The sequence below is a fragment of the Campylobacter sp. RM9334 genome (assembly GCF_020138145.1).
Lineage (GTDB): Bacteria > Campylobacterota > Campylobacteria > Campylobacterales > Campylobacteraceae > Campylobacter_E.
In genome coordinates, this window is the sequence record NZ_JACGAX010000008.1 from 55,928 (window position 1) to 76,280 (window position 20,353).

The following is a 20,353-nucleotide window of genomic DNA, read 5'->3' on the forward strand; positions in this document are numbered from 1 at the left end:
TCCTAAATTTTATTTAATTAAAATTCCTTAACACAAAATCATCATTAAGTCTATCAAAATCAATCGTTTTAATGCTTTGCTTTAGATTAGCAATATTTGGCACTTCTAGGAATTTTTGCAAATAATATTTATTTTTATAACCTTTTTTTCTTAAATACTCATTCATCTTAAGCACTTCATCAACACTAAGCAAATCAAAATGCCAAGTAGTTCTTATTTCAAATTCTGCTTTAAAATCTAGCAAAATATCTAAAGTCTTATCAAACTCATCAAAATAATCAAGCCCCGTAAGAGCTTTTAGTTTCTCTTTAGGGGCTTTAAAGTCAATAGCAAAATAATTTGCTAAATCATTTTCTAAAATATTTTTAATTACATTAGGATTTGAGCCATTGCTATCAATTTTGATTAAATAGCCTAAGCTTTTTGCTAATTTTATATAATCTAATAAATTAGAAGAATTAGTGCATTCTCCACCACTAAAAACAACCCCATCAACCAAACCTACCCTACTTTCTAAAAAGCTTTTTAATTGATTCTTACTTACATTAGAAAAACCATTGATAATATGCTCGTTATAGCAATATTTACACCTTAAATTACAACCTGCAATCCACACTATGCAAGAGATATAATTAGGATAATCAATCACACTAAAAGGGGTAATATCATAAATCATTTGATAACAAACATTTTCCTTTCTTTATGTTCGCCTTTTTTGCCTAGATTAAAGCTTTCTACGGGTCTGTGATAACCCATTACTCTAGTATAAACCATACATTTTGTTCTTTTGTCGTTATTTTTCATTCTTTCTCCTTTAATAATTCATCACATTTAGGGCAATACTCATGCTCTCCTGCAATATATCCATGTATTGGACATACGCTAAAAACAGGCGTTATCGTAAAATATGGCAAACGATAATTATTCGCTATTTTTTTAACCAATCTTTTACAAATTTCTTTGTTTTCTAATCTTTCTTTCATATAAAGATGAAGAACAGTTCCACCCGTATAAGCACACTGCAAATCATCTTGCATATTGAGTGCAAAAAATGGATCATCAGTGTAATTTACAGGTAGTTGTGTGCTATTTGTATAATAAATCTCATCGCCATTTCCTGCTTGGATAATATCTTTAAATCTTTTTTTATCTTCTTTAGCAAAACGATAGGTCGTCCCTTCTGCTGGAGTGGCTTCAAGATTATATAAATTACCTGTTTCTTTTTGAAATTGCTTAATTTTTTCTCTAATATAATTTACTAATTTAATGCAAAAATCTTTTCCTATTTCTGAACTTATATCATAAGCATCATTGCTAAAATTCCTAAGCATTTCATTAGCCCCATTTATCCCTATAGTTGAAAAATGATTATTAAAACTTGGCAAATACCTTTTAGTATAAGGATAAAGCCCCCTATCATACATTTTTTGAATGAAAGCCCTTTTTAATTCAAGACTATCACGGGCTAAAATTAATAGCTCATCTAAGCGTTTATAAAGACCCTTTTCATCTGCTTTATACAAATACCCCAAACGAGCTAGATTGATAGTAACTACACCAATACTTCCTGTCATTTCAGCACTTCCAAAAAGCCCACCGCCACGCTTTAACAATTCTCTTAAATCAAGCTGAAGCCTACAACACATAGAGCGAACCGCATTTGGTTTATAAGCATTTTCATCTTCTACTTTATTGCCAAACTCATCTAATTTATATTGTGAGCCTAAGAAATTTTGAAAATATGATGAGCCCATTTTTGCTGTATTTTCAAAAATCGCATCGGCTACTTCATTGTCCCAGTCAAATTCTTCAGTAAGATTTATAGTAGGGATTGGAAAGGTAAAAGGCTGATGATTTTTATCGCCTTCGCTTAAAACTTCATAAAATATCCTAACAATTCTTTGCATTTCTTCTTCAAAATCACCATAAGTTAGCTCTTCTAATGAGTTTTTTCCACGCATTTTTGCCTTTTGCTCTAATTCATCATCCTTTATGCCCTTAAAAAAATGAATATCATTAGTGGTTGGAAATTGATTTTTTAAATCTTGCGGACAAACTATGTCTAAAGTAATATTAGTAAATGGACTTTGTCCCCAACGAGCAGGGACATTTAGGTTATAAACAAAACTTATTAAAGCCTTTTTAATTTCTAAATCACTTAATTTATCTTTAAAAACATAAGGAGCAAGATAAGTATCAAAACTTGAAAACGCTTGAGCTCCAGCCCATTCGCTTTGTAAAATACCCAAAAAATTAGCCATTTGCCCTAAAGCTTCTTTAAAATGCCTAGGGGCTTTGCTTTCAACCCTACTTCTTACTCCATTAAATCCTTCATTTAATAATACTCTTAAACTCCAACCCGCACAATATCCACTAAGACAATCTAAATCGTGTATATGAAAATCAGCATTCCTATGTGCTAAGCCCATTTCATCACTATAGACATTATCTAGCCAATAATTTGCAATGACTTTTCCTGCAGTATTATTTATAAGTCCTGCGTGAGAATAGCCTGTGTTTGAATTAGCATTAATTCTCCAATCGCTTTTGTTTATATATTCGCTTATTGTATTTGAGCAGTTAATATAAGTGCCATATTCTAGGTCTTTTTCACGACGAAGTTTTCTAGTGTGTCTATAAAGCATAAAGCTTTTCAATACTTCAAATTCTTTTTCATTAAATAGTGTTTTTTCAATTTTATCTTGTATTTCTTCAACGCTTACTAAGTCTTTATTCTCACACTCTTTAATAACTAAAGATATTAAAGAATTTGAAGCTTCTTTATTACAACTTGCATAAGCTTTTTTGATAGCATTTTCTATCTTATAAGGTTTAAAAACTTCTTTTAATCCATTTCTTTTAAGTATCATTTTGATTGTCCTTTTTATAATGAATATTTTCATTTTATTTTTAAAAGTTAAAGAAAAGTTGCTACTAAGTTAAGCCAAAATCAAACTGAAACTTTAAAGTAATTAATAATAATTTTAAAATATTTAAAACATTTATCGTATCGGACTTTGTTTGATTTTGATAAAAAGAATTTAAAATAAGAATTTTTTAAAAATTTTAATTATTTGACTATTTTAATAATAATTATTATAAATAGTCAAATATGTTACATATTGTAATGATTTTAATTAATTTTTTACTTTATCTGGGTAATTTTGACACATTGCAATAATACCACCTGATAAATTAAGAGCGATTTTTTCTTTTTGATTTAAAAACTCACATAAAAACGCACTTCTTGCTCCGCTTCTACACATAATTACTAATGTTTTAGAATTATTTTTAATAATCTCATCAAAGTCTTTTTTGATAGTTTCTTCATCAGCTGTATTAAAATCTATAGGATAAAGTAAAGTATCTTCTAAACTAAATTCATCTATTTCTTCTTGAGTTCTAATATCTACTATTAAATGTTTATCAAAATCTATATCTTTTGCATTGATATTTATATTCATATTTTATCCTTTGTGTAAATTCGTAACATTTTTTATCTAATTTATTATTAAAAATTATCAAAAAAATATTTTTTTGGTTATTATGAGTGAATATTATCTAAAAAAGGAAAAAAAATGAGCAGGTATTTTAAAAGCCTTATTTTTTGGGTTATTGTAGGATTAATCCTAGGAATTGTTGTTGGAGCCATGCCTCCTATTAAAATAGAAGCACTTGGAATAGAAAATCTAGCTATTTGGTCTAAAGTGTTTATTGATATGTTTATTAAAGCATTAAAGCTTTTAATTGGACCTATCATTTTTGTAATGATTATTCTAGGAATAGTTGGACTAGGAGATATTAAAAAAATCGGCGGAATTGGTGTTAAGGCTGTAATTTACTTTGAAGTAGTAAGCACACTTGCTCTAATCGTAGGTATATTTATGGCTAGAATTTTACAACCTGGAGTTGGTATGAATCTTGATATCAATGCTTTAGATGCGTCAAGTGTTGATAAATATGTAAAAGCTTCTCAAGGTAGTGAAAGTAGTTTTTGGGGAGTTTTAAAAGGAGCAATTCCACAAGATTTAGTAAGCCCATTTACAGATGGAAAAACATTACAAGTTTTATTTATAGCATTATTTACAGCATTTATTGTAATAACTTTAAAAGAGCAAGATAGAGAATATATCAAAAAAGCTTTAGAAGTGTTCCAATCATTTGTATTTAAAATTCTTACTTTAATTATGTATTTTAGCCCACTTGCTACATTTGGTGCTATGGCTTATCTAATATCAAAATTTGGCTTAAGCTCACTTGTAAATATGGGATATTTATTATTTGTTATGCTTGCTGCTTGTTGTGTATTTATATTTGGAGTTTTAGGAATAATTTGTTATGTAGCTAAAGTAAATATATTTAAATTCATTAGATTTATAGCTAAAGAATTATTAATCGTATTTACAACAAGCTCAAGCGAGAGTGCATTATTACCACTTATGAAAAAATTAGAAAAAGCAGGAATTGATAAAAGCTGTGTTGGTTTAGTTTTACCTACTGGATATAGCTTTAACTTAGATTGTACAAATATTTATCTAGCTATGGCTGTAATATTTTTAGCACAAGCATTTAATATAGATATTAGCCTATGGCAAGAAATTACAATTTTACTTATATTAATGGTTACTAGTAAAGGTGCTGTTGGAGTAACAGGAAGCGGCTTTATCGTTTTAGCAGGAACTCTTAGCTCATTAGGAGATAATTTAATCCCTGTTGCAACAATCACCGTTTTATTAGGAGTTGATAAGTTTATGAGTGAGATGAGAGCGTGTGGAAACTTATGCGGTAACTCTGTTGCTTGCTTAATAGTTGCTATATGGAATAAACAAATAGATATGGAAAAATTCCGCTACGCACTAGACCACCCTAATGATTTTAAAATACAAGATTAGGAATACTTTTTGCTTTTGATATCCTGCAATATGAAAGGATATCAAATGCAAGTGTTAGAACAAGCTTTTTCTTTATTTGCTGTGCTAGTTTGCATAGCAACAATTTTTATTAAAAAAAATAATGAAAACCAAGAAAAATAAGGTTTTACCTGAATTAAGGAATTTAAAAAGGATTTAAATTCCTTAAAAATTAGAATAAATTATATATCTTCTTAGCCATTTCATTCTCAAGTATAGGTAATACTTCTTCAAGCTTAATATTTCTTTGTTTTGCTTTTGCATTAATTATTGTTGAGTTTTCAATGAAATCACTTTCATAATTTTGAGATTTTGAATTGTTTTGTAATTTTAAAGATGAATTTGAATTTTTTATATCATAATTATTGTTTTGATTGATTAAGGAATTTAAAAAGGATTTAAATTCCTTAAAAATTAGAATAAATTATATATCTTCTTAGCCATTTCATTCTCAAGTATAGGTAATACTTCTTCAAGCTTAATATTTCTTTGTTTTGCTTTTGCATTAATTATTGTTGAGTTTTCAATGAAATCACTTTCGTAATTTTGAGATTTTGAATTGTTTTGTAATTTTAAAGATGAATTTGAATTTTTTATATCATAATTATTGTTTTGATTGATTACCTTATTTGCACTTCTTTGCTTAATATTAACATCAGCTTTTAATTCTATTGTATATTCTTCGCCGGTAATATTATTTATAATAGAACTTGCAAAACTTTTATTATTAGCAAAAGCAGCAAATGCTGGATTAATTGATTTTAAAGCATCTTGCTTTAATTCTTCTTCGCTTTTTTTAGAGCATTCAACAATATTAGTGCTTACAATAAAAGTAGCATTAGTGGGTTCATTTAATATTGTATAGCCTTTATTTTTTAATCCTTCAATTAGTTTTGATTCAATATTTACATTACAATCACTAGTATTTTTTGCAAATACAAATATACTTTTTTTGCTTTTAGCAACTGGTTCAATAAAAATACTATTATTTAATTTAGTATCAAGCTCTAAAGAATTACTAGCACAAGCACCAAACATTAAACCAACACCAACAATACTTAAAATTGTCTTTTTCATAAAAGTTCTTCTAAAATAAATTAAACTTTTATTATATGGGGAAGGGTTCTTAATATAAGCTTAAAATTTCTTTTAATAAATAGTTTTTTAAAGATATGATTAAATTAGATTTATAAAATGAAGTTAATAAAATAATTTAGGAATTTAAATAATAAAAAGCTCCAAAATTGGAGCTTTTAAAAGTGGTATTACATCATACCAGGCATTCCGCCCATACCACCCATACCGCCACCCATTGGCATTTCAGGTTTATCTTCTTTAATATCGCTTATTGTAGCTTCTGTTGTAAGTAGCATTGAAGCAACGCTTACAGCATTTTGTAATGCTACACGCTCAACTTTAACAGGGTCAATTATTCCTGCTTCATACATATCTACATATTCGCCACTTGCAGCGTCAAATCCTTTGTTTTCATCTTTGCAAGTTTCAATTGTATTTACGATAACTCCTGCATCAAATCCTGCATTTTCTGCAATTTGGCGAATTGGAGCTTTGATTGCACGGCGAACGATATTTGCACCGATTAACTCATCGCCTTCAAGATTTAGATTAATTCTATTTGTAGCGTGAATTAGTGCAGCACCACCACCAATTACTATACCTTCTTCAACAGCAGCTTTAGTTGCACTTAGTGCGTCATCAACTCTGTCTTTTTTCTCTTTCATTTCAGTTTCAGTTGCAGCACCAACTTTAATAACAGCAACACCACCACTTAATTTTGCTAAACGCTCTTGTAATTTTTCTCTATCATAATCGCTTGTAGTTTCAGCAATTTGAGCTTTGATTTGATTAATTCTTGCATTAATTGCGTCTTTGCTACCTGCACCATTTACTATTGTAGTATTGTCTTTATCAATTACGATTGAACTAGCACTTCCTAAATCAGCTGCGTTTGCACTTTCAAGTGTTCTTCCCATTTCTTCGCAAATTACCGTTCCACCTGTTAAGATTGCAATATCTTCAAGCATTGCTTTTCTTCTATCACCAAATCCAGGAGCTTTAACTGCAGCTATATTTAAAATTCCTCTTAATTTATTTACAACTAAAGTTGCTAATGCTTCGCCTTCAATATCTTCAGCAATGATTAAAAGTGGGCGACCATTTTTTTGTGCAGTTTCAAGCACAGGTAAAATGTCTTTTAGATTTGTGATTTTTTTATCATAAAGTAAAATTAATGGATTGCTTAATTCACAATTCATTTTATCAGCATTTGTGATAAAATATGGGCTTAAATAACCTCTATCAAATTGCATACCTTCAACAACGCTTAATTCATCATTGATTGATTTTGCTTCTTCAACTGTGATAACGCCATCTTTGCCTACTTTTTCCATAGCATCTGCAATTAATTGTCCGATTTTTTCATCACTATTTGCTGAAATTGTAGCAACTTGTGCGATTTGCTTTCTATTTCCTGCAACTGGTTTTGCTAAAGCTTTTAGTTCAGCTATAATTGCTTCGCAAGCTTTATCCATACCACGCTTAACTTCAATTGGATTTGCACCAGCTGTAATATTTCTTAAACCTTCTTTAAAAATTGCATGAGCTAAAACGGTTGCAGTTGTAGTTCCATCTCCTGCTTGATCAGCAGTTTTACTTGCAACTTCTCTTACTAAACTAGCACCCATATTTTCTAAAGTATCTTTTAATTCAACTTCTTTTGCAACGCTAACACCATCTTTTGTAATAGTTGGAGCACCAAAACTTTTTTGAATTAATACGTTTCTGCCACGAGGCCCCATAGTAACTTTTACAGCGTCGCTTAATTTTTTAACGCCTTCATATAATTTATTTCTAGCTTCATCTGAATAAAAAATTTCTTTTGCCATTTAAATCTCCTTATAAAATTCCTAAAATATCTTCAAAACTTAAAATTAAATATGTTTCATTATCAATTTTTAATTCGCTACCTGCGTATTTACCAAATACTACTTTATCGCCAATTTTAATATCGCTAATTTCTTTAGCAACTGCTACAACTTCGCCTTGTTGTGGTTTTTCTTTAGCATTGTCAGGTATAATAATCCCTGAAGCTGTTGTTTTTGTTTCATTTGCGCATTTGATTAATACACGCTTATTTAGTGGAGTAAAATTCATTTTTTCTTCCTTTCTTGTGGTTTATCACTCTAATTCTTTGAGTGCTAAATTATAATTAAAATAAGTTAATCAAATCACTAAATGATAAAAAATAACTAAAGAAACTTTAGTGAAAATAGCTCAAGTTTATTTATGAAGAAAACGAAAGGTTGTATTATGAAAAAAGTTATTTATTCGCTCCTTGCTTTGATTTTAATAATTGTTATAGGGGCTTATTGTGTGTTATTTACAAGTTTTGGAAATAATTTCGTAAAAAATATAGCAGAGAAAAAAATCAATGAAAATTCAAACATAGCAGTTAAAATTGAAGAATTTGAATTGAGATTTTCAACTATTAATTTAAAAGTTTTAGTTAATGGAATGCTTGAAGCAGCAGTTAATGGGGATTTTTCACTATTATCTCGCAATCTTAATATAAATTATGAATTAAATGGAAAAAACCTAGAAACCCTAAAAATCACCGACCCTTTAAACATTAAAGGCAATATAAATGGTAGTTTTAATAATTTTAACATAGATGGAAAAGGTGTTATTTTTACTAGCCCACTTACACTTGATGCAAATATAAAAGATTATTTTCCAACTAAACTAAATCTTAATGCTAATAATTTAGATATAGAAAAATTAAGCAAAATCGCAAATGTTGATTATGCAAGTGGATTTATCAACCTAAATGCAAATGTTGATGAATTTGATAAAGACAAACTTGATGCAAAAGCTTTAATTAATATTTATTCAGAACTTAAGCTAAAACCAAGTATCACAAAAGAATTTGGAATTGACATTTCAAGATTTGGTAAGGTTATAATTGATTCTAAAAATACTTATAAAACTAATGAAATTACTCCAAATATCAATGTAAAATCAAATATTTTAAATATTACAAGTGATTTTAAACCTATAAATCTTAATAAATTAGAAGTTCAAGGGCAATTAGTTACAAGCCTTACTGAATTAGCTTTCATAAATCCTAATTTAAATTCTGATTTGAAAATCACTTCGCAAATTGATTTTAAAAATAAATTAGCAAATATAAATTCTATAGTTAGTGGTAAAAATATAAATGCAAAAGATTTAAAAATCACTCACGATTTATCTAATAGCAAAACTGCAATTAATACTGATTTAAGAGCTAACGCAGGACTTTTAAAACTTAGTGGCGATGAAATAATAAATCTTAAAGCTAGTGCTAATTTAGATAAAAATGGTTTAGAAAATGCGAATGTAAATGGTTTATTATTAGGTGCAAAATCAGATATAAAAATGGGTAGAAATGATTTAGTAGCTAATATTGAAGGTCTAAAATCTCTAGCTTTATTAGGCTTGCTAAATCAAGATAAAATGTTAGATGCAAATATTAATATAAACGCAAAATTAAGCGATTTAAAAAACCTAATAGGCTCGGCAAATCTTAATATAAACGGAAAAACAATCCCAAGTTATTTCAAAAAAGAATATGATTTAGAGATTAATTCAAAAGTATTAGCAAACGCTGATGTTAAGCTAAATGGTGCTGATAATATCAGTTTTGACGCTAAATTAAATACTGATTTAGTAGATAGTTTTAATGCAAATGGTAATTACAAAAAAGGCGTAGCAAACGCAAATTATGATGCGAGTGCAAATCTAGCTAATTTTAATGCTTTACTTAATAAAAATATGAGCGGAAATGTAAAAGTTGATGGGAATTTAACTTTTGATAAGATATTAAATCTTACTTTAAACTCAAAAGAATTCTTTGGTGGTTCATTAGCTGCTAAGCTAAATGGGGATAAATTTAACGCTAATTTAACTAGCGTAGCTTTAGATAATCTTGCAAAATCTTTTGATTTAATTGATATTTATAAGGCAAATATCAATGGGAATTTAGATTATGATTTAAAAAATGCTAATGGAAAATTAGTTGCAAATCTTGGAAAAGGACATTTAAAATATCACAAAACTATAAAATTAATTAATACGATTTTAAATACTGATATTACCCAAGTTATTTTTGATAAAGGCGATGTATTAGTAAATATTAATAAAAATCTAATTGATTATAATGCAAAAATTAGTGCAACAATTGCAAAAATTGAAGTAAATAATGGAACATATAATACTCTTACAAAAAGTATCAATGCACCTGCTCTTGTAGCATTTAATAATAATGAAATTAAAGGAACATTTTCAGGTGTAAATGATGATGTTAAATTCATTCCTGATGCAAAAAATACTATAGAAAATGCTGTAAAAGTATTAGATAAAATAACAGGCAAAAATAATGGTGAAAAAATAAATGAAACATTAAAACCTGCTGAAAATCTTCTTAAAGGATTATTTGGAGGTAAAAAATGATTGCAAGATATTCAAACCCTGAAATGTCAAGTATTTGGAGTGAAGAAGCTAAATTTAATGCTTGGCTAGAAGTTGAGCTTGCAACTTGCAAGGCGTTTAATAAAATAGGTGTAATTCCTAATGAAGATTTAGAAAAACTATATAAAAATGCTAAGTTTGATATAGCAAAAATAAAAGAAATAGAAGAGCAAACCAAACACGATGTAATAGCCTTTACAAGAGCATTATCACTTAATTTAGGCGATGAGAGAAAATGGGTTCATTATGGACTAACAAGCACTGATGTAGTAGATACTGCACAAGCAATTCAGCTAAAAAAAGCAAATGAAATAATAAAAGCTAATTTAGAAAATCTTTTAGATATTTTAAAAGAAAAAGCAAATCTTTATAAATATACTCCACAAATAGGAAGAACCCACGGAGTTCATGCAGAGCTTACTACCACTGGGCTAAAGTTTGCTTATTTTTACGAAGAAATCAAAAGAAATTATGAGCGTTTTATAAACGCTAGCGAAGAGATTAGAGTGGGAAAAATTAGTGGTGCGGTAGGCACTTATGCAAATGTTCCACTAGAAGTAGAGCTTGATATTTGTAAAGAGCTTGGATTAAATGTAGCAAATATCAGCACTCAAGTTTTACCTAGAGATTTGCACGCAAATTACATAAGCGTGTGTGCGTTGATTGCAAGTGCACTTGAGCGATTTGCTACAGAGATAAGACACCTTGCAAAAACTGAATGCGTAGAAATGCTTGAATATTTTAGTGAAAATCAAAAAGGCAGCTCTGCAATGCCACATAAGAAAAATCCAATAGGAAGTGAGAATATTTGTGGTCTTAGCCGTGTGATTAGGGGGTATTTAATAACTGCTTATGAAAACATAAATCTATGGCACGAGCGTGATATTAGCCATTCTAGTGCAGAGCGAATTATGCTTCCTGATGTAACGATTTTGCTTGATTATATGCTAAAAAGATTTAGTTCTATTGTAAAAAATCTAATGATTTATCCTGAAAATATGAAAAGTAATTTAGATAAATCTTATGGATTAATCTTCTCTCAACAAGTGCTTTTAGCCCTTATTCAAAAGGGTTTAAGTCGTGAGATGGCATATGATTTAGTGCAAGGACTGACTAAAAAGGCTTGGAGCGAAAAGCTTCAGTTTAAAGAATTATTAAAAAATAGCAAAGAAATTTGCGAAATCTTAAGCACCGAAGAGATTGAAAATGCTTTTTTAGTTGATTATCATCTTAAAAATATTGATAAGATTTATGAGCGTTTGGGATTGTAAAAAATAATAGGAATTTCAAATTCCTATTATTTATCTCATTTTAAAACTAATTTTTTAGCTTTATTTGTTTCTTTAATAGCTTTTAATAATTCTTTATATATTCTTATAAATATAATTTGTAAATTATTATTTTTCATTCCTATCTCTTGCTTGCTTCATTTAATAAAAAGCTTAACTATGCTTACACTTAAAATATATTCATTACTTTTATCATCATAAAAAATACAAAAATTTAAAAAATATATATTTTGCTTAATCATTTAAATGATATTATATAAAAAATATATTTGTATTAAGGATATGATATGAAAGTAGAAGAAATAAAAACATTTTGTAAAGAAAACAATCTAACCTACAAAGAATTAGCAGAAAAAATTGGAATGAGTGAAGGGAGTTTAAGAATTGCAATTGCTACAAATAGAATAAGCACAAGAACCATAGCTGCTATGAATTTGCTAAAAAAAGTTTATAAACTAGAAAATGAATTAAAAGATTTCAGAAAATTAAAAGAAATCCTATCAAACTAACAATATTAAAAAACTTTTACAAATAATCTTAGATTTAAATTCCACTAAAAGATTAAACCAGCATTTAGCTGGTTTAAATTAGATTTTAAATTTACCTAATTCTTCATCAAGTTTAATAGTCATCTTAGATAAATGCTCACTTGCTCCTGCTACTTCTTCTACGCTTCTAGCATTTGAATTAGCGATTTTGTTAATTTGCTCAATTTGAGTTATAACACTACGAATAGTCTTAGCTATATCTTTATATTCATTTACGCTATTTTTATTAGCACTAATGCTTGTTTGAACGATTAAAGAGTTTTCATTAACCACTTCTTCTAATTGAACACTAGATTTTGAAATATTTGAAATATCTTGAGCGTTCTTTTCCATTTCTCCACACGCATCATTTACTGATTGAACTACAACACCTATTGTTGTATTTATTTCTGCAAGGCTTTTTTGCGTTCTTTCAGCTAATTTTCTAACCTCATCAGCAACCACAGCAAATCCACGACCATGCTCACCCGCACGAGCTGCTTCAATAGCTGCATTTAATGCTAATAAATTAGTTTGGTCTGCTATATCGTTTATAACATTTAAGATATTTTTAACTTCTTCTGTGTGTTGGCTAGTTTGATTTAATTTATTTGATAATTCAGTAGTTTGTAAAGATTGATTTTCTAATACTGAAACAAGTTTTAATATTTGATTTTTAATAATATCTAAATTATCACTAGCTGTTTCAAGTTGTTTTGAACTCTCTTCGGCGTGTTCAACGGTAACATCTATATCTTTTAATATAGCTTCTCCTGCCTTAGTAGCACAACCTATTATTGTAGTTTCTTCTTCTACTTGCTTACCTACTGCTAGTGAAGTTGAGCTTAATTCTTGAGCTACACTTGCATTTTCTGTTGAAGTTGATTTTGAATTAGCTATTAAAGTTTGGATTTTTTGTATAAAAGTATTTACATGCTTTCCTATTTGAGCTATTTCATCATTTCCATTAATCGCAACTCTTTTTGTTAAATCACCTTCCCCTACTGCTAAGTCTTTCATCATTAAGCCTAGTCTATCAAATGGTCTAAACAAATAAACTAAAACCAATATAACAATACCAATAGTAACCACAATAGCTAAAACACTTGCGATTATTAGCGTTTTAAACTGATTGCTAACATCTTTAAATGCTATTTCTTTATTTATCGCAGCAGCAACTTTCCAGCCAGTTTCAGGAATAGTGCTAAAATCCATAATTTGCTTTACTCCATTTAATTCAAATTCTAATTTTCCACTATTTTTTGAATACATTTCATCAAGCATTGGTTTTAAATTAGGAAATACTTCTACTAATTTTTTACCTATTAATTGTTGATCAGGATAACCAATAATCATTCCATAATTATCTAAAACATATAAAGCTCCACCTTCAATTCCAGCATTTTTAGAAAAATCAGAAACTTTATCTAAGGTAACATCAGCACCTAAAGCACCTTTAAAATTAGAATTTGTATCATAAGTTGGAGAAACTACTGACATAACTAATTTTTTAGTTTGAGCGTCTTCATAAACATCGGTTACAAAAGTTTTATTTAATTGCTTTGCTTGTTTATACCAACCTCTTTGAGTTGCATCAAAAGGTGCTTTCCAGCCTGTGCCATCATACATAGAGCCATCTTCAAACGCTAAAAATACCATAGGAGAATTTAAAACCCTAGTTTCATTTTCTAAGTAAGGCACAAAAGCTTCTTTAGAATTTGAATCAAACTTAGATAAAGTTTTAGCAGTCTCTTTAATGCTTTGCTCTGTTATGCTAATGAAATTTTGAATGTAATTTAAATTCTTATCTACAATATCATCTAAATAGCGTTCAATATTAGCAGATATAGTTTTGCTACTAGTGCTATAACTAATGTAGGTTAGAGCCGAGTATCCAACGACTAATAACACAATTAATGTTAAATAAATTTTATTTTTAAAACTCATTTTTTTCCTTTTTTTATTAAAAATTCGGCGAGATACTAACACAAAAAATATAATAAAAATATAATTAATTGATAAATATAATTAAAATATTTATAGGTATTTGAGTAGTTTTTACACAAAAACTAGATAATTTTTCTCCTAATTACTATTTGTAACACTTCTTTAAGTCTTAATAGCTAAGATTTTTAAATCTTTTCAAAAAGGAATTAAATTGCAAGAATTATTAAAAAATTTATGGAATGATGAATTAGGAAATCTTGATTTTAACTATGAAGAAAATATTTTTAATCCCGAACTTGCCGCATTAATTTTATGTGCTAATGAATTAAATTATAAAGAATTATTAAATCTAAAAACATACAAACAATACCTAAATACTGATAGTTTTTTTGAGCTTAAAATGAAGCAAATTGCTGTTTTAAATTCTATTCACAATAATCTCTTAAATCCACTTGAAATAATCTTTTATCTTGAAAAATTAAAATTATTAAAAATAAAAGAAAATATCTTCACTTATCTTCAAAATACAAAAATAAATTCATCAAAAGAATTTAATAATAATTTTAAAAAAAGCCAAGATAAACTTGAAAATATTTATAAAAATTTACAACAAATTCTAAGCAATGAGCTTAAAGATAAGCTTGATGAGTTTTATACTCAATTAATTAGCAAAGATTATAAAATAGCTTTTAGTGGGATATTTAACGCAGGAAAAAGTAGCCTAATAAATGCTTTATTAAATCAAGATTTTTTAGGCGTATCAAACGCACCTGAAACAGCAAATCTTAGTGTAATTAGCTATGATGAAAATGAAAAAATAAAAGTAAATTTTTATAATGAAGCAGAATTTAATGCCTTAAAAACTCAAGCTAGTTTGAATGAAGAATTAAATAAAATCTTTAATATTGATTTTGTTGAGCACAAAAGCGTTGAAGTAAAAATAAACGAATTATACGATTATACAAGTGCAAATTCTAGCATAAGTATTTTTGTAAAAGATATTGAAATCCATCTAAACAACGAGTATTTAAAAAATAAAATAAATATAATAGATACTCCTGGTCTTGATGATGTAGTAATTAGTAGAGAACAAAAAAGCTTAGAGTTTTTAAAAACTGCTAATTGTGTTTTATACCTTATGACTTGCACTCAAGCACTTAGCATTAAAGATTTAGAATTCTTAACAAGTTTTGCTAAAAATAATCCTAATTCAAAGCTAGTTTTAGTGCTTACAAAAAGTGATTTAATAAGTATTGATGAGCAAATTAAATTAAAAGAATATGTCAAAAATCGCTTTAACAATGAGCTTAAAAACCTAGATATTACACCTAATTATGAGCTATTTTGCGTAAGTGCTAGTGAATTTAAAAAAGACAATTCAAAAGGCGAAATAAATGCTTTAAAAGCCTATTTAAACGATGTTTGCTTTAATTCTACTAGCTCACAAGAATTTATAAATAGCATTAGCGAAAAATTTAAAAATCTAATTGATTTAGAAATTACGCTTTTAACTAATATAAACAATTCTTTAAAGCTAGATAAAAACGAATATATGAAAAATATAGAAAATCTACAAAACGAAAATGCCAAAAAACTAGCCTTAAAACAAGAACTTGAAATATCGCTAAATGAATACTTAAATAAAGACTACAAAATCCAAGCACACGAATTAAGCTTTTTAGCAAAAAATCAAGCTGCTAGGATTTTTGATGAATTAAATTATGACAAAAATTACTCAAACGAAAAGGTAAGAAATGTAATTTTTCAAGGTTTTAAAGATTTATTAAATGGGCTTAACTCAAGTATGAGTAATAAATTCTTAAATGATTTTAATGAAATTAAAGCAAGGCTAAATATTACTAAAGATTATGAAATTATTTTTGATAAAAATAAATTACAAGAAATATTTGAAGAATTTGAAAAAATCATAAATAAACTTGATTTGCTAAGTGATAAAAGTGAAAATGCAATCAATAATAAATTAAATGCGATTTATTTAAATATAAATCTTAATTTTTTTAATTTTAGCGAGCAAAAACAATTAGCTAATGAGTTTTTGAAAAATGAATTTTTTAGTATTTATCATATTGAAAAAATCAATATAAATGAATTTAACGATGAAAATCTATTGAGCTTAAATACACAAAAAATAGAAAAATTATTAGAAATAAAAGAGAATTTAAAATGATAAAAAGTGTCTTAAAAGAATATAATGAAAAATATAATATAAGTTATGAAAAAGGCTTTTTAGGAGATTTAAAAACCTTAAAAAACACTCTAAAAAATCCTAATTTAATGCTTAGCAATAAACTAATTAATAATATTGATAATTTATGTAAGCATTATAATCTACCATTGCAAGTTGGTGTGATAGGACAATTTAGTTCAGGTAAAAGCTCACTTTTAAATCTGCTTTTTAAAAAAGATATTTTAGCTACAGGAGCAAGACCTGTTAGCGTTGTTGCTACTTATATTAATTATGGTTTAAATGATTTAGTTTTAGCAGAATTTGAAAACGGCTTAAGCGAACTTACAAACAATATTGTAAATGACCAAAATGAAGAACTAAATGGGCTTAAAAGTATTAATATTTTTACAAATAACGAGCTTTTAAAAGATATTACATTAATTGATACTCCAGGACTAAATGCAAATACTACCGATGAAGAATTTTCTAAAAATTTATTTAATTCTTTTGATGCTTTAATTTGGCTAAGTTTAGCTGAAAGTGCTGGTAAAGCTAGTGAAGAAAAGGCTATTAAAGAATTAAAACCAAATATAAAAAAGATTTGTCTAATTAATCAAAAAGATAAATTAAACGAAGCCGAGCAATTAAGATTAAAGAATTATTTAAATGAAGTTTTTGCTAAGTATTTTGAAAAAATTGAGCTAATTTCTTGCAAACAAGCAAGTGAAAATAATCCTGATTCAAATATTTTGGCCTTTTATGATTTTTTAAAAAATCTAAATAAAACAAGCATTAAAGAAGATAATATAAAAGCTTCTTTAAAAACATTAAATAATGAGCTTTTAGGAATTATTAGCGAGATTAAACTAAGCCTTGAAGAATTAGAGTGTAAAATTAAAAATTATTTAGAAATACTTGCAAAAAATGAATTTGATTATAGTGGCTTTAATGATGAGATTTTAAATGCTTTAAAGAGTATAGCAAGGACGATTGCTAATGAATTTATGACTAATTTTAAGGTAAAAAATGCTTATTTTTATACACAAAATGATGGGGTGTTTCATAAAAATTGCTTTAATAAAAACGAATATTCATATAAAACTTTAAATCCTGATGATACATTTTTAAGTATTTTTTATAATAAAGATACGATTAACAAGCAATTTTTAAAAATTAGAAAAGAAATAAACGAGCAATTTTTAAACCTTTTAGATAATTTTCACAAGCCTTTAAAAGAATTTAAAAATGCTTTAAATATTGCTAAAACAAAAGAATTAGATAAAAACTACAATGACCTTGTAAATGCTGATTTTTACGCAATAGCAGATGATTTTTATAAAGCATTAGATGAGCTTATTATAAATGATTATGAAAAGGCTTTAAATAATTATGAGCTTAAATTAAATAAGCTTTTTGAAAAAATAAATATAAAAGCATTAAATAATTACGAAAACGCAGCTAAATTAAGCCTATCATTTTTTTATGAAAAAATTAATGCAAGTCGTGAATTTTATGAGCTAGATAGCAAACAATTTAAGCTTTATTTGCCTAGTGAAAATGAAATTTATCAAAGATTGCTTACTGATTGTAGTTTTTTTGAATTTGAAGAACTATTGATAAATAAAAAAGAAATCATAAAATTAAAAAATGAATATCTAAACGAGTTAAATACAATACTGCTAAAACATACAAAAAGCCTAGATAATAGGCAAATTAAATTAAATAATATTAAAGATATTATTTCAAATTCTTTTTTAACTTTTGACATATAAAAGACCTTTTAAGTATAAATATTTAATATTTATACTTAAATTTTCAATGTATTATTTTATATATTTATGACTATAAAAGATAAAAAATACTAATATTTAGGCTAAATGCTTAATTATTAAAATTATTTTAATTAAAAAAACTAATTAAATAACCTAAAAAATTTACCTTTATTTTTCTTTTTAATGTAATATAAATGTAATAAATATAGTAGGTGGTAAAATGAAAGATTACATTAGAGCTATTGAAATATTAAAAGAACTTGAAACACTACTTGAAAATGATAGTGTATTTTTGCAGAGTGAAGAAGATAGAATTAATGATGAAAAATTTATCAAAAAAGTAGCCAAAGATTTCCCAAATACTCCTTACGAACAAATAAAACAAGAAATAATCACACTATTAACCACACAATGCAACGAGCAATATATTATGTATCATAATAAAAGATATTTATTACTAACTCCAAGTTTAAATGTAATAACATATATTTTTGGATGTGTAAATAAAGATAAAATTCAAAATCCTAAACATATTGATTTTGAAAATGATGAAACTACTAATTATTTAAATATTTGCATAGATATTGCTAGGAAATGTAGTGAAGAAATAAAATATAGAAATGATAAATTAAGAAGTTTATTAGGAGAATTAGGTCAAATCTAACTCCCCTAAAAATTATTATTTTCCTTGAACTGCTTTATCGTAAGTATCTTTAACTAATTTATGTGCTGCAGAAGTATTTACATATTTTAAAATATCAGAATCTACGTTATGATTAGCTCCATTTATCTTAAAATTGCCTTTTAATATAGCTCCAACTTTATCAGCCTTCACTGCAAAATTATAATCATTATTGCTATCGCCTACTGTTAGTGTATAACCTGAATTTACATCTCTAATACTATTTATATTAAATTTTTGAGAATGTTTAACATCTTGAACCCTACCATCAACTCTTTTAACATAGGTAGCATCTCCGATATTTTTATCAAAAGTTACTCTAAAAATATTTCCATACCCACCATCATATACTACATAACTATCTACTTCTTGCTTAGCGGGATTTAATTTAATTGAGCTTCCACTACCTGCATAAAAATATTCCTTATCTTCATCAGCACCTAAATATTTACTTTTATAAGTATCTTTATATTTATCAAATTCATTAGAAAAGTATTGAAATCTATTTTGCGGGTCTAATTGAGTATCCATCAAACTAGAAATTACACTTCCAAAATTAATTTCTGCTTTATTTTTATCTGCTTTTAAAGCAAAATCTTGATTTTTAATGCCATTAGAAGCATTTGCTTGTATATTATAAGTAGATGAGCCGTTAATAGGTGATATGGTTTTGTTATATACATCATAAGTTTGCTTATCATAAGAACTTCCTGAACTCTTTGCGTTTTCGTAATATATTTGATTTGCATATTTAAAATCAGCATAAAGTTTTTTAGCTTCATATGCATCTGCATAATAATAAGCAATAGATGAATTATTAAGATTTAACTGCATTGCAGCTTTATTTGAACCATAATAAAATACCTTATTTAAATCTGATACATTGAAATAATCCTTATTTTTTTCAAATAATGTATTTGTAAAATTACCCCACTCTTTATCTATAGCATTATAATTAGAATTTGTGCTTGTGTCTTTTAACATAGAAAAACTATCATCTAAAATATTTGCTTCTAATTTTTCTTTATTAGCAGTATAACTTACTTTTCCATCATTAGCACTAAATTTTAAATCGCTATATCCATCTAAACCACTAATTGTAGTATCTGTTAAACTATATGAAAAATCTTCAACACTATTAGCATCATTTGTAGTTTTTAATATGTTTAGCTGATTATTTGTAACGCTAATTTTTTTAAAATCTGTAATATTATTACCGCTTTTAGTATTACTAAGGATATTTAAACTACCTTTTTTCACATTAAGCTCTGCAGCGTCTTGTCTAACATCGCCACTTCTTAGGCTAGTATTTGATGAATAATAATAGTTTTTATTGTCTGCATTTGAAAAATATTTATTATAAACAGGCTCACTAGGAACTATTGGCATATCTGGTTTATTTGTGTCATTATCATTATTTTCTTCATCTTCTTTATTATTATCAGAATTTTCATCATCTTCTTTTTCTAATAAAGCCACTACTTTATTATTAATTTCTTCTTTAATTTC

At 27.0% G+C, this 20,353-nt stretch carries 16 protein-coding genes and 1 pseudogene; 7 read left to right on the plus strand and 10 right to left on the minus strand.

The features are described from left to right. Window positions 1-13 precede the first annotated feature (13 nt). The 4 genes from AVBRAN9334_RS05085 to AVBRAN9334_RS05100 all read right to left on the minus strand — a co-directional run bounded on the left by AVBRAN9334_RS05085 (window position 14) and on the right by AVBRAN9334_RS05100 (window position 3,464). The gene (locus tag AVBRAN9334_RS05085) at window positions 14-676 is read right to left on the minus strand and encodes an anaerobic ribonucleoside-triphosphate reductase activating protein (protein ID WP_336607177.1); all 663 of its coding nucleotides are present in this window, start codon (window positions 674-676) and stop codon (window positions 14-16) included. Continuing rightward, complete coding sequence (gene nrdD, locus AVBRAN9334_RS05090; protein WP_214149684.1) at window positions 673-804, minus strand: anaerobic ribonucleoside-triphosphate reductase; 132 nt, start codon at window positions 802-804, stop codon at window positions 673-675. Before nrdD ends, AVBRAN9334_RS05085 begins: the two co-directional genes overlap by 4 nt. Further along, a complete protein-coding gene (locus AVBRAN9334_RS05095) occupies window positions 801-2,870 on the minus strand; it encodes a ribonucleoside triphosphate reductase (protein ID WP_442862360.1) in 2,070 nt (689 codons plus the stop codon). The genes nrdD and AVBRAN9334_RS05095 overlap by 4 nt, the downstream gene beginning before the upstream one ends. Window positions 2,871-3,137: 267 nt before the next feature. Further along, window positions 3,138-3,464, minus strand: coding sequence for a rhodanese-like domain-containing protein (locus AVBRAN9334_RS05100; RefSeq protein ID WP_336607178.1), 327 nt, complete (start codon window positions 3,462-3,464; stop codon window positions 3,138-3,140). Between the two features lie 114 nt (window positions 3,465-3,578). On the opposite strand from AVBRAN9334_RS05100, the gene AVBRAN9334_RS05105 reads away from it, so the two are divergent. Further along, complete coding sequence (locus tag AVBRAN9334_RS05105; RefSeq protein WP_214150246.1) at window positions 3,579-4,892, plus strand: cation:dicarboxylate symporter family transporter; 1,314 nt, start codon at window positions 3,579-3,581, stop codon at window positions 4,890-4,892. 432 nt (window positions 4,893-5,324) lie between these two features. Here AVBRAN9334_RS05105 and traT read toward each other — a convergent pair whose 3' ends face one another. From traT to groES, 3 genes are all read right to left on the minus strand, one after another. Beyond that, complete coding sequence (traT, locus tag AVBRAN9334_RS05110; protein ID WP_214117498.1) at window positions 5,325-5,987, minus strand: complement resistance protein TraT; 663 nt, start codon at window positions 5,985-5,987, stop codon at window positions 5,325-5,327. 188 nt (window positions 5,988-6,175) lie between these two features. After that, window positions 6,176-7,816 (minus strand): chaperonin GroEL, encoded by a 1,641-nt coding sequence (gene groL, locus AVBRAN9334_RS05115; protein WP_239803310.1) that lies wholly within the window; start codon window positions 7,814-7,816, stop codon window positions 6,176-6,178. 10 nt (window positions 7,817-7,826) lie between these two features. Beyond that, entirely contained in the window at window positions 7,827-8,084 is a 258-nt protein-coding gene (groES, locus tag AVBRAN9334_RS05120; RefSeq protein WP_214117500.1) for a co-chaperone GroES, read from the minus strand. Between the two features lie 132 nt (window positions 8,085-8,216). Here groES and AVBRAN9334_RS05125 point away from each other — a divergent pair, with 132 nt between their 5' ends. The 3 genes from AVBRAN9334_RS05125 to AVBRAN9334_RS05135 all read left to right on the plus strand — a co-directional run bounded on the left by AVBRAN9334_RS05125 (window position 8,217) and on the right by AVBRAN9334_RS05135 (window position 12,237). Next, a complete protein-coding gene (locus AVBRAN9334_RS05125; protein WP_336607179.1) occupies window positions 8,217-10,421 on the plus strand; it encodes a hypothetical protein in 2,205 nt (734 codons plus the stop codon). Further along, on the plus strand, window positions 10,418-11,710 hold the full coding sequence (purB, locus tag AVBRAN9334_RS05130) for an adenylosuccinate lyase (RefSeq protein ID WP_214117502.1): 1,293 nt from the start codon (window positions 10,418-10,420) through the stop codon (window positions 11,708-11,710). Before AVBRAN9334_RS05125 ends, purB begins: the two co-directional genes overlap by 4 nt. Window positions 11,711-12,015: 305 nt before the next feature. Then, on the plus strand, window positions 12,016-12,237 hold the full coding sequence (locus AVBRAN9334_RS05135) for a helix-turn-helix domain-containing protein (RefSeq protein ID WP_214117503.1): 222 nt from the start codon (window positions 12,016-12,018) through the stop codon (window positions 12,235-12,237). A gap of 78 nt (window positions 12,238-12,315) precedes the next feature. Here AVBRAN9334_RS05135 and AVBRAN9334_RS10205 read toward each other — a convergent pair whose 3' ends face one another. Beyond that, complete coding sequence (locus AVBRAN9334_RS10205) at window positions 12,316-13,200, minus strand: methyl-accepting chemotaxis protein (protein ID WP_442862249.1); 885 nt, start codon at window positions 13,198-13,200, stop codon at window positions 12,316-12,318. Then, a pseudogene (locus AVBRAN9334_RS10210) lies at window positions 13,174-14,202 on the minus strand (cache domain-containing protein); the annotation flags it as partial. The gene AVBRAN9334_RS10205 and the pseudogene AVBRAN9334_RS10210, both read right to left, overlap by 27 nt. 211 nt (window positions 14,203-14,413) lie before the next feature. Here AVBRAN9334_RS10210 and AVBRAN9334_RS05145 point away from each other — a divergent pair. The 3 genes from AVBRAN9334_RS05145 to AVBRAN9334_RS05155 all read left to right on the plus strand — a co-directional run bounded on the left by AVBRAN9334_RS05145 (window position 14,414) and on the right by AVBRAN9334_RS05155 (window position 18,826). Next, window positions 14,414-16,390 (plus strand): dynamin family protein, encoded by a 1,977-nt coding sequence (locus AVBRAN9334_RS05145; RefSeq protein WP_336607181.1) that lies wholly within the window; start codon window positions 14,414-14,416, stop codon window positions 16,388-16,390. Continuing rightward, window positions 16,387-18,162 carry a dynamin family protein gene (locus AVBRAN9334_RS05150; protein WP_214119731.1) on the plus strand — a complete coding sequence of 592 codons (1,776 nt, stop codon included), beginning with the start codon at window positions 16,387-16,389 and terminating at the stop codon, window positions 18,160-18,162. The genes AVBRAN9334_RS05145 and AVBRAN9334_RS05150 overlap by 4 nt, the downstream gene beginning before the upstream one ends. Window positions 18,163-18,382: 220 nt before the next feature. Then, entirely contained in the window at window positions 18,383-18,826 is a 444-nt protein-coding gene (locus AVBRAN9334_RS05155; protein ID WP_214117507.1) for a hypothetical protein, read from the plus strand. 15 nt (window positions 18,827-18,841) lie between these two features. Here AVBRAN9334_RS05155 and AVBRAN9334_RS05160 read toward each other — a convergent pair. Next, a partial coding sequence (locus tag AVBRAN9334_RS05160) for a hypothetical protein (RefSeq protein ID WP_336607182.1) occupies window positions 18,842-20,353 on the minus strand: 1,512 nt, incomplete at its 5' end.